Origin of the sequence: Constantimarinum furrinae (assembly GCF_014295415.1) — a bacterium.
GTDB classification, from domain to species: domain Bacteria; phylum Bacteroidota; class Bacteroidia; order Flavobacteriales; family Flavobacteriaceae; genus Constantimarinum; species Constantimarinum furrinae.
Genome location: NZ_CP052909.1, coordinates 763,929 through 779,463, shown reverse-complemented (window position 1 = coordinate 779,463; position 15,535 = coordinate 763,929). Strand labels below are relative to the sequence as shown.

The window sequence follows — 15,535 nt, the reverse complement described above, 5'->3', positions numbered from 1 at the left end:
TCAGTAAGAAAGTTTTAACAATATCTTTACCCCGCTAACTACCTAATAATCTCACAATTATGAAAAAAATTACCGCCCTTTTGTATGGTGTCTTACTATTTTTACTTTTTCCTGCTTCTTCATTTAGTCAGGCAAAAATTTTAGAGACGCCAAAAGAAATTAGTAAGTTTCAGAGTACTTCAGTAGCCCAATCAGGCTCTACTTTTAAAAACACTGCTTCAGCTAAACCGATAAAACGTACGAATCGGCCTATCCCGGCACAGGTGAATATTAACCATACAGGCGACCTGATAATTGATGCCAAAATGGCTTCTGCTGATAGCTGGATTCAAATTAGGAGTATTGGAAACAGTTTTGAAATACAAGGTATTTCTGCTGAAAATACTACATCCCAGATCCGTACTCAAAGTAACAATGGGTTTCTTGTCAATAAACGACTTGTAACTGGAACCATCGTGGTCCATGGTGGATCGGGTGATGATTGGTTGACTATCGATCTTTCCGAAGAAGATCTTTTTAAAGAAGTAGTGTTTTACGGTCATGGACAACGAACTTTAGACGGTGACGGTATGTCGGTGATTGGCAATAGGTCTTTGAATGCCGAGTACATTCCCGATAGTAACATATCTGGAAACGGCGTTGTAAGAACTGCTTCGAGCACATTTGTATTTAAGGGTTTAGAACCTATTGATCTTTCCGGATTCGGCACTGTATTCATTAATAGTCCCCCTGGGAATGCTGAGATTTTATCCTTAGACAATGGTTTTGACTTCGCTACCGGGACAATACCCGCTGTTGTAATCTCCGGAACCACCAATGCAGTTGCAATCGAATCTATGGCAGCTTGGAACAATACCACGCTTGTTCTCGATGTTAATTCGGGAACCGACAGCATCACCCTAAACAGCGCAAATAATGCTCATAGCAATACTAATCTAAGATTAATTGATGGTGGTGACACCGGCGATGTAACTCTAATAAATGGTCCGGTTGCAGTAAATGGGAATTTTGAGATTATTGCCGAAACACTAACAATTAGTGATAATATCACGGCAGGCGCTGACATAATTACAACCTCCCAACGTAACACCCTGGTAAACGGAGGTGCTGTAGTGGAGGTGAGCAATGGTGCGGTGAATATGACTGCCGGAACCTCACCTAACGTTGGAGATAATTTTATTGGAATTGATCTTAATGCTTCAACCATTCAGGCCACGGGTACCGGAACCGTGTCTTTAAATGGAAACGGTTCCAATGATGGTACGTTAGATGGAACTCAAGGGGTGTGGGTGAGAGGCAATGCCACAGTGACTTCCGGCGATGGAATAATTGATATTAACGGTATAGGGGGAAATGGAGCTAATTTTCTATTCGGAGTCCGGATAAACGGAACCATTCAATCTGGAAATGGAAATATATCATTGAACGGAACTGGAGGAAATGGCTCTGGAAATTTGAATATTGGTATTTTAATGCAAAGCGGCACTGTGGAATCTACCGGAACGGGCTCTGTTTCCCTAACCGGAATGGGTGGAACGGGAGTAACTGGACAACGAGGTATAAGTTTTGAACAAGTGGGTACTACCGTTAGATCTAATGGGGGAGGGATAATTTTAGATGGCACTGCCGGAGTCGGTTCAGGAATTCAAAATAGCGGAATTGTGTTCGTTAATGGAATTACAATAAGCGACCTCTCTAATGGAAATATAGCAATAACAGGCGTCGGAGATGGATCCGGAACCAATCAGAATTCCGGAATGATATTTTCGGGAACGCCTGTAACTTCGATTAGTTCGGCTGGAGGAAATATTGGTATTTCCGGAACCGCTGGTGCTAGTTCAGGAAGTTTAAATGACGGAATTACAATCGGTGCTGAGACCACCATATCTACAACCGGAGTAGGAACTATTATGCTTGATGGAACTGGTGGTAATGCAGGGAGTAATAATAACAGAGGAGTTTTATTGACCGGAACAGGATCTGTTATATCCAGCATAGATGGGGCTATTTCGATCTCCGGAGATGCCACTGATACTACGGGAAATGGTAATGACGGAGTACAGTTAAATTTGGCAATTAATACTACCGGAACTGGTGGTGTTTCTATAATTGGTGATGCCGGAGCAGCAACTAATTCGGCAATATTTTTAAATTCTGGGGCAGGAGATATCAACGCCGGCGGTCCTGTAACACTTACTTCTAATCTTGGACCGATCACTTCGAGTACGGGCATTCCTGCCGGAGATCTAATAAGTGGAACAACACTACAAATTAACGGAGAGTTGCGAGCAGGGAATACCGGTAATGGAATCATCACTGCGAGCGCAAATGTATCTCTGAACTCAGGAGATATATTTGCCGTAAGTATTTCCGCCGTTACTACAGCGGGGACAGACTTTGATCAATTGGTTGTTACCGGTACTGTTGATGTTACGGATGCTACCCTGACTTTAGTAGACAATGTTGGTGGAATTCTTACAGCAGGTGATACCGTTACAATTATTGACAACGATGGCTCCGATCCTGTTGCGGGTACCTTTAGCGGTTTGGCACAGGGTGCATCCATTCCGTTTAACGGTCAGTTCTTATTTATTTATTATGATGGAGGAGACGGCAACGATGTGGTATTGGTGGTAGATTCACCACCTACCGCAATGTGTCAAGATATCACTGTTCAATTAGATGCCACCGGATCTGTGACTATACTTGCATCTCAGGTAGATAATGGCTCGAGTGACCCTGATGGTCCGGTTACCCTTTCGTTAGATGAGGATACATTTGATTGTGGGGATGTTGGTCCAAATACCGTGACCTTAACGGTGACCGATAGTACCGGAAATACAGCAACCTGTACTGCAACTGTTACCGTTGAGGACAATATTCCTCCGGCTATAACTTGTCCGGCAGATATTACAGTGAATAATGACCCCGGTATTTGTGGAGCTGTTGTTATGTATACAGCGCCCGTAGGAACCGATAATTGTCCGGGATCAACAACAACACAAACGGCTGGTTTACCTAGTGGAAGTACCTTCCCTGTAGGAACCACAACCAATACTTTTGTAGTAACAGATGCCAGTGGAAACACAGCAAGCTGTAGTTTTGATGTGATCGTAAACGATACGGAAGATCCTGTGATTACCTGCCCTGGAAATATAACAGTAAGTAACGATCCGGGGGATTGTGGAACTGCGGTGTTTTATAGTGTAAACGTTTCCGATAACTGCCCTGTGATAATGTCACAAACCTTTACCTTTTCCGGAGTAACAGATACATTCACGGTGCCAGCAGGTGTTACCTCTATAACAATTGAGGCCGCAGGAGCTCAAGGTGGATTTTCCGGGGGATTAGGTGCTTCTATTTCGGGAACTTTCGCCGTGACGCCGGGAGAATCTCTTAATCTTGTCGTAGGCGGAGAAGGAGGAAGCAGAACAAATAATGGTGGCGTCGGTGGTGGCGGTGGTGGTTCTTTTGTTTGGACAACATCTGGCCCTACTTTGTTAATTGCCGCAGGAGGTGGTGGTGGAAATGCCGGAAACGGAAATGGAATCCCCGGAGATGGATCTGCTACTAATGCACCAAGCGATAGTACTAATGGCAGTGGTAACTCGGCAGGAGGTTCTGGTGGAAATGGAGGTAGCGGCGGCGCTCTTGTTGCACCGGCTACATGTGAAGCAGGAGGCGGAGCAGGAGCCGGATGGTTTACAAATGGAGGTGATGGTGCATCACCTAATGCTCCTTTGAGCGGTGGTGGAATTATACCACTTTCCGGAGGTGCCGGAGGTAATGAAGGTCCGAATTGCGGGTTCACTCCCGCTGGCTCTGCTGTTGGCGGATTCGGCGGCGGCGGTGGCGGCGGCGGAGTCTCCGGAGCTGGTGGTGGTGGCGGAGGTTACAACGGTGGTGGCGGCGGAAACAGTTGGGCAGGCAATTCCACTCCGGGTTGGGGTGCAGGTGGTGGTGGTGGATCCTTCAATGTTGGCTCCGATCAAATCAATTTAGCAGGTGTTCAATCGGGAAATGGTGAAATTATAATTTCTTATGAACAATCTGTGATGGTTACACAAACTGCAGGTTTGCCTAGTGGTAGTACCTTCCCTGTTGGAACCACAACAAATACATTTGAAGTTACAGACACCAGTGGAAATACTGCTACCTGTAGTTTTGATGTCACCGTAAACGATACCGAACCTCCGGTAGTTACATGTCCTGCAGATATTACCGTAAGTAACACAGCAGGTATGTGTAGCGCGGTAGTCAATTTTGCCGGAAGTGCAACCGATAATTGCCCGGGTACTACAATCTCCTATAACCCTGCTTCAGGTTCGGCATTTCCCGTAGGAACAACTGTGGTTACTGCTACTGCAACCGATGCTTCCGGAAATATGTCAACCTGTACTTTTAATGTAACGGTTAACGATACCGAACCGCCTGCAATAACCTGCCCTGCAGATATTACAGTGGGTAATGACCCGGGTATTTGTGGAGCGGTTGTTATGTATACAGCGCCCGTAGGAACCGATAATTGTCCGGGATCAACAACAACACAAACGGCTGGTTTACCCAGTGGTAGTACTTTCCCAGTTGGAACCACAACCAATACTTTTGTAGTGACAGATGCTAGTGGAAACACAGCAAGCTGTAGTTTTGATGTGACTGTGAATGATGTTGAAGCTCCAACCATTTCGTGCCCTGCAAATATTGTAGTTGATAATGATCCTGGAATTTGTGGAGCTGTGGTTACATATGCAGATCCTACTGTAATGGATAATTGTGGCACAAGTTCTTTACAAGCAGGAAATGCTCCTACAACAACAGCCGGTGACGGTGGAGCTTTTTATTTCGACATATCTGTTGGATCCAATGATATTGTGCTGAGTGAGATTGAATTATTTACTCAAGGTGAAGGAAGTAATATGAATATAGATATATACATCATATCTGGAGGGACTTATGTTGGAAATCAAACTAATGCAGCTGCGTGGGGGGGATTAGTTGCTTCTGCAACAGGAATAGGAAATGTCTATCCCGCTACTTCAATTTTAGAGCTTGATTCACCACTTACACTTTTAGCTGGAACCAATTATGGTGTTGCATTACTTTATGATATAGGACACGACCCGGTTTATCATAATTCGGGTACTACCCAAACTTTTAGTAATAGTGATCTATCACTTATTTCAGGCTCTGCTACCCAAGGACACTTTTCAGGAGCTGTTTATAATCCACGTGTTTTTGACGGTCGCATAGGTTATGCGGTTGGTAGTGAACCTACCGTTATACAAACAGCCGGATTACCTAGCGGAAGCACTTTCCCGGTTGGAACCACCACAAATACTTTTGAGGTTACCGATGCTAGTGGTAACACGGCAACCTGTAGCTTCGATGTTATAGTAAACGATACCGAAGATCCTGTAATCACTTGTCCCGGAAATATCACTGTAAATAACGATCCGGGGCTCTGTTCTGCGGTAGTTACCTATGCTACTCCCGTAGGAACAGACAACTGTAGCGGTTCCACTACTATGCAAACAGCCGGTCTTCCAAGCGGAAGCGCTTTCCCGGTTGGGACAACTACAAATACCTTTGTTGTAACAGATTCCAGTGGAAATACCGCAACCTGTAGTTTTGATGTCACCGTAAACGACAATGAGCCTCCTATGGCAGTTTGTATGGATATTACGGTTCAACTCGATGCCAATGGTATGGCTAGTATAGTTCCTAGTGATGTAGATGGTGGTTCTTCAGATAACTGTGGTATTGCCTCACTGGCGGTTTCTCCATCTACTTTTGATTGTTCAGATGTAGGTACAAATACAGTGACCTTAACGGTTACAGATACCAGCGGAAACTCATCAACCTGTACGGCAACAGTTACCGTGGAAGACAATGTACCCCCGGTGGCCGTATGCATGGACATCACCATTCAACTCGACAATAACGGTATGGCAAGTATCGTGGCCGGGGATATCGACGGCGGATCGACCGATGCCTGTGGCATTGCCTCTATCTCGGCCTCACAAACCGATTTCGATTGTAGCCATGTTGGGCCCAATAATGTAACCCTTACCGTGACAGACGTCAACGGGAACATGTCCACCTGTGTGGCAGTAGTGACCGTGGAAGACAATGTACCTCCTGTGATCGCCTGTCCGGCAGATATTACGGCAAGTACCACTCCGGGCGACTGTTTTGCAGAGGTGAGCTTTGCTCCTGCCATTGCGCTGGATGCCTGTGGAATTGCCTCAGTGGTACAAACCATGGGACCACCAAGTGGCAGTCAGTTCCCGGTAGGAACCACCACGATCGAATTTACAGCTACAGATACTAATGGCAACACATCAACCTGTACCTTCGATATCACTGTAACCGACGATGAACCGGCCATGGCCGTTTGTATGGACATTACCGTACAACTTGATGCTACCGGAAATGTAAGTATCGTTCCGGCAGATGTGGATGGAGGCAGTAGTGATAACTGTGGAATTGCCTCGATGACGGTAACACCAAATAGTTTCACCTGCGCCGATGTAGGAGACAACCCTGTAGTGTTGGAGATCACCGATGTAAACGGAAATGTAAGCTCTTGTACGGCCATTGTAACGGTAGAAGATGTCACTGCACCAGTAGCCAGCTGTATGGATATTACCGTACAACTCGATGCAACCGGAACAGTAACGATCACAGGAAGCGATGTAGACGGAGGATCGACCGACGCCTGTGGTATTGCCGATTTAAGTGTGTCGCCAGATACCTTCGATTGCGATGATGTAGGTGATAATACGGTAACCCTTACGGTAACCGATGTCAATGGAAATGTATCTACCTGTACGGCCATCGTAACGGTTGAAGATAACATCGCTCCGGTACTTACCTGTATGGACATCACCTTAGAATTGGATGAAAACGGTATGGCCAGTATCACTCCCGATGATGTGATCGCCAGCAACACCGATAACTGTGGTATTGCCACCTCGGCGGTAGACATCACCGATTTCGATTGTGATGACATAGGCACTCCGATAACAGTAACGGTCTTTACCGTAGATGTTAACGGTAATCTGGCCAGTTGTACTGCGGTAGTGACTGTAGTAGATCTGCTAGGGCCCGATGTTACTTGTCCGGCCGATCAGACCGTGGATCCGGGACCGGGGAACCTGTTCTATACTGTACCCGATTACTTTGCAACAGGAGAGGCAACGGCCACAGACAATTGTACAGACCCTGTGACGATCTTCTCTCAAACTCCGGCAGCCGGAACTCAGATCCCCGATGGAGTATACACTGTTGAAGTGTGTGCCACCGATGAGTATGGTAATGAGAACTGTTGTACCTTCGAGTTAACGGTGGAGAGCATCTTAGGAAACGATGAGGTCACGGTAGATTTTGGAAGCATTACTATGTATCCGAACCCTGCCAGAGATGTGGTAATGCTTAGCAATCCACAAGGACTGGATCTAAACAATGTAGCCATCTACGATGCTACGGGAAGACTCATTAGAACCATTGCTTTAGAAGGAATGGGTACAGAGAAGCAGATTGAGATCTATGACCTTGCTAGTGCAACCTATCTGTTTGTCATTAGTGGTGACAACGGACAGATCACCAAGCAGATCATTAAAGAGTAAGTTTAGATTAATTTAATTAATTTAAAGATGAGCCTCTCCCGGGAATTTTCGGGAGAGGTTTTTTTTACAGCAGTTTTTATAATTTGAGTATCTTACAGAATTGATTCTGTATAATTCTTTCTAATTCAATGAAGAACTTCCTGATTTTTAGTGTGGCGATATTATTCTTTTTTAACGCCAGAGCTCAACAGGGAAAAATTTATCACAAGATATTTACAAAACAAGAAGGTCTTGAGATCGATATTATTAAGGCCATGACCTTCGATAATGATGGGTTTTTATGGCTTGGAGGAGAGAATCTCGATATTAGAACAATAATTCAAAGTGACAAAAAGTTAGCGATTCAACGATTTAACGGGGTATCATTTCATACTATTCCCTTGCCCGAATTTAAGGAGCGGTTAATTCGTATCGATCAGATCTATAAGCGAGCCGATGGAAAATTTTATGTTCAAGCAGGGTTTTCTTCGGGTTTAAGGATGTTATTGTTCGACCCGTATACAATGGCGTTTACTACGGTATTGGTTTCTGAACAAACTTCAAGATTAAAAGCAGTGTCTCCTGTTTTTAATGTTCAGCAGGATAATATTTTGCTAACCCAGCAAGACCAAACCATTTTCGTTAATCGGTTAAATGATGATCTAAGCATGACAGTGATGTTCAGTTTCGACCAAACTGAATACAACTTTCTGTTGGATAGCTCCACTAAATTTATACCCTTCGAAGAATTTTGCGTTATAGGTGACGACAACTTTCCCTTACAGTTTTTAAGCTGGAATGGAAAAAAACTAAAAGAATATTCCGGAGAAGCATTTAAAAGACAGCGGGATATTGTTAAGAATAAATTCTATATAGACGAGATTTTTGTAAATCGGGATACAAGTTTTGTTTTTATGAACAACGACCCCGAACTGTACTTTGTTGATGAAAACGAACAGGAATTTAAAATAATTTCTAACGGATCATTAAACAATAATCTGCATGAGATCTATACAGACAATTACTCAAATACGATGTCTTTTTCGGTAAATGATGAGACGCTACGTTTTAGTACGATGGGGGATACTGGTTTTGAGGAAAAATACATCTTAGAATATTTTAAAAGTTCCAGCGCTATCCAGACGGTTTCAAATAATTTAAAAGAAGATGTCTGGATCGGGACCTCGAATACCGAATTACATTATTTCAGGTTTCCTTCAGAAAAAATAAAAACCTACCTCCCGGACTCAAGCATACGCACTATTTTCCGACGGGACTCTGAGAATTATATAGTGGCCACCGAAAACAACGGTTGGTTTTTACTGAATTCTACCAGCAATGAGATCAAAAAATATAATCTATTTGAAAATGGCGTACCTATCGAACCGAGATCCTCTAGAAATATTATCAAAAAAGGAAATAGACTTTGGAGTAATAGTATTAGCAGTATAATTAGTGTTGAAGCAGACGCTTCGGTAAATGCCTATAGACATTATCCGGTTTTATGTTTGGAATCCCTAAGTGATAGTACACTGGTATACGGTACGAAAGGATATAACCTTATGGAATTTAATGTGGTTACAAAGCAACACACCCCATTGGCCGTAACAGACTCTCTGGTAATCTATGATCTGGCTGTCACAAAGGAATACGTGGTTGGTGCTACCGATAAAGGCATTTTGAGTTATCATTTAAAAAGTGGCGAGGCAAAACTTTTTCAAGATGTACCAGGGATGGAAGACCCCTTTTTGTTAATGGCCGACACTTATAAGGATTACCCCTTCATTTTGGGTAGCCGCGCGGGTGATATAATTACTTTTGATCCCAAGACCGATAAAACGGAATCTATTTATAAGGATGCATTAGAAGTGGGTATAGCCGGAATTGCTTATGGAGAAGATACCTGGTGGATCAATACTTTTAATGGGGTGGTGGCATGGAACAGCTTGGATGGTAGCTCGAAGCGTTATTTTGAAAAAGACGGGTTAAGTCATAATGAAGGGAACCGCTACAGCATCTTAAAAACCGAAAAGGGGATTTTTTCCGGGACCTTGAAAGGACTCAATTATTTCGATCCTACATCATTGAATTTTATTGAAAAGGACATGGAACTTGTGCTTTTAAAAGTTAGGAACTACGATGGTTCCAAAAACGGAATACGTGATAAATATGACCGAACAGCTCTAAATAATCACTCTATTGAGCTTCCTTCAGAGTATAGAGAATTGGAACTTGATTTTGGTATTACAAATAATATCGCAAACAGGGAGCACAGCTATCGATATAGTTTAAATAATTCGGAATGGATTCCCATTAAACAACCTACCATTCACTTTCCAAATCTGGCTGCAGGGAACTATCGTTTAAAAATTGAAGCCTGGGACAGCTCAAGAAAGCAAATAGGTAAAACATTAACCTTGGCAATTCAATCAAAAAACTTTTTTTATAAGACATGGTGGTTTTATGGTATGCTACTTTTCATTTTAACAGGCCTTTTCTATTATTTATTGAAACAGGCGATAAGTAAGAAGAAACTGCAAGAGGATTTTTCTGCTAATTTAATGGTGTCTCAGGAAGTTGAACGAACCCGTATTGCAAAAGAGCTGCACGATAGTGTAGGGCAGCAACTTACACTAATAAAAAAGCGCGCTCAAAAGGATGAACAGGAAGCAATTACTAAATTGACTCATAATGCTTTGGAAGAGATCAGGGAAATTTCCAGAGGCCTTTATCCCACGATGTTAAAACAATTGGGGTTGACTGAAAGTATAGAGCAGCTTGTATATGAGCTTGACGAAAAGTCTTCGATGTTCTTTTCTTCTGAAATTGACGATATTGATTCGGTATTTAACGAACAACAAACGCTGAATTTTTATAGATTTATACAGGAATGTATGAGTAATATTTTAAAACACTCTGAAGCCACATCAGTCTTATTGACCATTACAAACACCAAATCTAAGGTGGTTCTGGAAATAAAGGATAATGGCATAGGCTTCGACCATGTCACTCAATTAAAGAAAAACAGCCTCGGCTTAAAAACCATGACTGAACGAGTACGAATGCTTCATGGGATTCTCAACATTGAAAGTAAAACAGGACAGGGAACATATATAAAAGCCGAAATACCTAAAAAATGAGCAAACCCATGAGCTTACTTGTAGCCGACGATCATCCAATGCTGTTGAAAGGGCTTACCGACGAACTGACTGAAAACGGTTTTAATGTGGCAGCCACTGCAGGAAATGGGGCTGAAGCTCTTAACCTTATAGCCGAATTACAACCCGACGTAGCAATTCTTGATATTGAAATGCCATTATTATCAGGCTTTGAAGTAATTAAAAAAAGCAGAGAAAAAAATGTCTCGACAAAATTTATTTTGCTCACCTCCCACAAAGAGAAAGGTTTTGTGCTTAGGGCTAAAAAATTTAATATTTCCGGTTATATTTTAAAAGACGAGCCTTTTGTCGAATTAGAAAAATGTATTCATGCAGTGGTAAGGAACGAGGTGTATTTTAGCACTGCCTTCGACGAGGTTTTTACGACCCAGGTTTCACCCGAACTCGAAAAGATCAAATTTCTGTCTCCATCTGAACGTACTATCGTCAGGCTCGTAGCCCAGGAAAAGTCATCTAAGGAAATTGCTGAAATTTTATATATTTCACACCGAACGGTTCAGAAACATCGAACCAATATAATTGCAAAACTGGATTTGCCGGCCAGTGGTGATGCACTCTCTCTGTGGACCGCAGAAAACAGGGAATTAATACTCTCTCTGTAACTACGTACCCCTACGTAAATTTTGGCACTCAGTACGTATTTACTTACATTCTTTAAGGGTTTACATTTGATATACAGAATGTTAAGTCCATATTATGTATAAAATTACATTGCCATTCTTTTTTCTGCTATCCTTATCCCTTTTGGGTCAGGATACTACACCGCCCAATGCAGTTTGTCAGGATATCACTGTGCAACTGGACGCAACCGGGAATGTACTAATAACTGCCTTGGATGTAGATGGAGGATCAACAGATAATGTGGCCATTGCTTCGTATGCTGTAAACCCAAGTGCTTTTAACTGCAGCGATACCGGACCCAACAACGTGATCTTGACTGTTACAGATACCTCGGGCAATACCGACACCTGTACAGCGGTGGTTACTGTTCAGGATACTACGTCACCTATTGCTTTGTGTCGTGATATCACCATTCAGCTGGATGCCTCTGGCATGGCATCCATTGTTCCTTCAGATATTGACAATGGCTCTACAGATAACTGCGGGATAGTCCTTACCGCTTCCCAACTAAATTTTGACTGTTCGCACTTAGGACCCAATACGGTAACCCTAACAGCTACAGATCCCTCCGGTAACGCGACGAATTGCAACGCGACGGTAACAGTAGATGAACTGGTGGATCCGGTAGTGGCTGTTTGTCAGGATATCACCGTCTTTCTGGACAACAACGGCATGGTCACTATTGCAGATACCGATATTGACGGTGGTTCTACGGGACAAGAATCCTGCGGTTCACTTACTTATTCGGCGTCACAAACTACCTTCGATTGTACCAATGTCTTTAATCCTCCTCCAACCGACTTGATCATAACAGGTGTTCTGCATGGCCCAAGGACAGGAAACACTCCTAAGACCATCGAAATATTAGCACTAACAGATATTCCAGATCTCACGCTTTATGGCTTGGGAATTGCCGATAATGGAGGAGGAAGTGACGGACAGGAGTTTGTATTTCCCGCCGGTACGGTTACTGCCGGAACTTTTCTTTATGTCGCCTCCGAAAGCACTCAATTTGATGCTTTTTTTGGTTTTCCACCCAATGCGATTTCCTCCAACATTACCGTAGACGGTAATGATGCGGTAGAATTGTATTTTAACAATTCGGTGATCGACGTTTTCGGTGAAATAAACACGAATGGAACTGGAGAAGCATGGGAGTATACGGGCGGCTGGATCTACAGAAAAAATGAAACTTCGGCCGGAAATACGTTTAATATAGCCGACTGGTTTTTTAGTGGTACCCATATTTGGAATACAGCCATGACGAACGCTACGGCATTGTTACCATTCCCAACGGGTACGTATAATTATACTCAGGCCGGTACCGCTGCACCTACTATGGTAACGCTTACCGTAACAAATGGCAATGGAGATAGTGATAGCTGTACTGCAAATGTTACGGTTAGAGATACTATCGATCCTGTGGCACACTGTATGGATATTACAGTCCAACTCGATGTAAATGGAGAAGCCATCCTCACCGATCTTGAAAACAACGCTATCGCAGGTACCTCGACAGATAATTGTGCTGTTCGCACATTTACCGTGGAACCTTCTGCATTTTTCTGTAATAATATTGGGCCCAATACGGTATTAGTAACCGTAAATGACGTTTTTGGAAACCAGGCAACCTGTAATGCAATTATTACGGTTGAAGACAATGTAGCTCCCAACGTAATTTGTCAGGACATTACCGTGCAACTCGATGTTTTGGGAACGGCTACCATAACTGCTGCCGATGTGGATAACGGAAGTACTGATGCCTGCGGAATTGCCTCCCGAACCATTGATGTTACCTCCTTCGACTGTAGCAATATAGGACCAAACAATGTCTTGCTTACTATAACCGATGTAAACGGAAACAGCTCCAGTTGTACTGCAGTCGTTACGATTGAAGATACGGTCCCCCCAGAAGCCATCTGTCAGAATATTACGGTTCAGTTGGATGCTTCAGGAATGGCGTCCATTGTGGCTGCAGATATAGACGGTGGAAGTAATGCCGCTTGCGGGATATCATCACTTAGTGCCGATAGAACCTCATTTAGCTGTGCCGATCTGGGTAATAATGCGGTGGTACTTACTGTAAATGATACCAATGGAAATTCATCCAATTGTACGGCTACTGTCACCGTACAGGATCTTATTCCTCCGGTAGCTTCAGTAACCAATATAACGGTTCAGCTGGGAACTTCGGGAACAGTGGTGGTGTCTGGAAATTCATTGGATAATGGCTCAACAGATAATTGCTCTGTAGCAACTATTTCTGTTAGCCCTGATACGTTTAGTTGTTCAGATGTTGGCTCGCCGGTTCCGGTAATGGTGACGGTTACCGACCAATCCGGAAATACAGATACGGCCAATGCCATAATCACCGTAGAGGACAGCGTGGCACCTACGGCCAATTGCAATGATATAACGCTGGCGTTGGACGCCACAGGAAATTTGACGATCACACCTGCAGATATAGACGGGGGAAGTTCGGTCTCCTGTGGAAATGCCAGCTTGAGTATAGATATAAATGCCTTCGATTGCAGTGACGTTGGAACAAATAATGTGGAGCTCACAGTTACTAATTCAAATGGTGTGACCTCTAACTGTACCGCAATTGTCACTGTGGTTGATGTGACACCTCCTAATGTGGTTTGTAATGATATTTCAGTATCACTAGATGCCTCCGGCAACGCGTCGATCACGGTGAATGACATTGATGGCGGAAGTACCGATGCCTGCGGTATTGCTTCCAGATCTTTGGATATTACGACATTCGATTGTAGCGATGTAGGAGCCAATAATGTTACGCTTACCATAACTGATGTTAACGGTAACAGCTCAAGCTGTACAGCGATGGTAACTGTGGTGGACACCATACCACCAAATGCCGTATGCCAGAACATTACGGTGCAACTCAATGCTTCAGGGACTGCAACCATCTCTCCTATGGCAGTAGACGGAGGGAGTACCGATTTCTGTGGAATTACTTCCAGAAGTCTGGATATGAACAGTTTTAATTGTTCCAATGTAGGTGCCAACACGGTACTTTTAACGGTTACTGATGCTTCAGGGAATACAGATACATGCAGCGCTATTGTTACGGTTGTAGACAGTACTGCACCAACTGCAGTATGCCAGAATATTACCGTCCCTCTGGACGCTTCAGGAAATGCTTTTATCACTGCTGCCCAACTGGATGGGGGAAGTACCGATGCCTGTGGTATAGGCTCATTAAGTGTAAGTAATACGATTTTTAGCTGTAATACCATGGGTGCAAATCCGGTGTTGTTTACAGTAACCGACGTCAACGGAAACAGCAGCAGTTGTACAGCAATAGTTACCGTAGTGGACACTGTTGCTCCCACTGTGGTCTGCCAGAATATTACTGTTCAACTGGATGCTTCGGGTGTTGCATTTATAAATGCTGCGAATATAGACGCCGGGAGTTTTGACGCCTGTGGAATTTCAACCATGTCTATCAATACCAATTCTTTCGATTGTGATGATCTCGGAGCCAATAATGTGGTATTAAGCGTAACCGATATCAATGGAAATACAGCTAGTTGTACGGCTATAGTAACGGTTCAGGATAATTTAGACCCTGTAGTGAACTGTCCACCGGCACAAACCGAGATCGTTCCAACTGGTGGCACCTTTACTATTCCCGATTATTTTGCAATAGGAGAAGTGACAGCAACCGATAACTGTACATCGCCTATCACGCTCACAACGCAAAATCCGGTTCCCGGAACTGAACTAGGTTTAGGAGAATATACGATCTCAACCACGGTTGAAGATGCTCAAGGCAATACATCCAGTTGTAATTTTCAACTTACCGTAGATGTAATTTTAGGGGTTGAACCCGTAGATTCTTCAGAAAGGATTTCATTATTCCCAAATCCGGCAACCGATAGGTTTCAGGTGATCGCTTCCGGAGGTCTTCAGCTTGAAAAAATATCAATTTTCGAAATATCGGGAAGAATGGTGATGGAGATTATTCCGAAGAAAGGAATTACCGAGCAGATGGTAGATGCATCAGGGTTATCGAATTCGGTATACCTTCTTGTTATAAAGAGTGAAATCGGTTATGTGACCAAACATTTGATTAAAGAATAGCGATCCATAAGATCATAAAAG

At 43.3% G+C, this 15,535-nt stretch carries 4 protein-coding genes; all 4 read left to right on the top strand.

Annotated features, from left to right (window positions below; translation table 11 throughout):
• Positions 1-59 precede the first annotated feature (59 nt).
• The 4 genes from ALE3EI_RS13770 (at position 60) to ALE3EI_RS03625 (ending at position 15,514) form a co-directional block, all read left to right on the top strand.
• Positions 60-7,628 carry an HYR domain-containing protein gene (locus ALE3EI_RS13770; RefSeq protein WP_186990940.1) on the top strand — a complete coding sequence of 2,523 codons (7,569 nt, stop codon included), beginning with the start codon at positions 60-62 and terminating at the stop codon, positions 7,626-7,628.
• Between the two features lie 128 nt (positions 7,629-7,756).
• Positions 7,757-10,747 (top strand): sensor histidine kinase, encoded by a 2,991-nt coding sequence (locus ALE3EI_RS03635; RefSeq protein WP_186990938.1) that lies wholly within the window; start codon positions 7,757-7,759, stop codon positions 10,745-10,747.
• Positions 10,744-11,388 carry a response regulator transcription factor gene (locus ALE3EI_RS03630; RefSeq protein ID WP_186990937.1) on the top strand — a complete coding sequence of 215 codons (645 nt, stop codon included), beginning with the start codon at positions 10,744-10,746 and terminating at the stop codon, positions 11,386-11,388. The genes ALE3EI_RS03635 and ALE3EI_RS03630 overlap by 4 nt, the downstream gene beginning before the upstream one ends.
• Positions 11,389-11,482: 94 nt before the next feature.
• A complete protein-coding gene (locus tag ALE3EI_RS03625) occupies positions 11,483-15,514 on the top strand; it encodes an HYR domain-containing protein (protein ID WP_186990935.1) in 4,032 nt (1,343 codons plus the stop codon).
• Positions 15,515-15,535 lie beyond the last annotated feature (21 nt).

Bases quoted from the DNA above. Each gene is read 5' to 3' on its own strand.
- ALE3EI_RS13770 (WP_186990940.1), top strand. From the start codon at position 60: ATGAAAAAAATTACCGCCCTTTTGTATGGTGTCTTACTATTTTTACTT.
- ALE3EI_RS03635 (WP_186990938.1), top strand. From the start codon at position 7,757: ATGAAGAACTTCCTGATTTTTAGTGTGGCGATATTATTCTTTTTTAAC.
- ALE3EI_RS03630 (WP_186990937.1), top strand. From the start codon at position 10,744: ATGAGCAAACCCATGAGCTTACTTGTAGCCGACGATCATCCAATGCTG.
- ALE3EI_RS03625 (WP_186990935.1), top strand. From the start codon at position 11,483: ATGTATAAAATTACATTGCCATTCTTTTTTCTGCTATCCTTATCCCTT.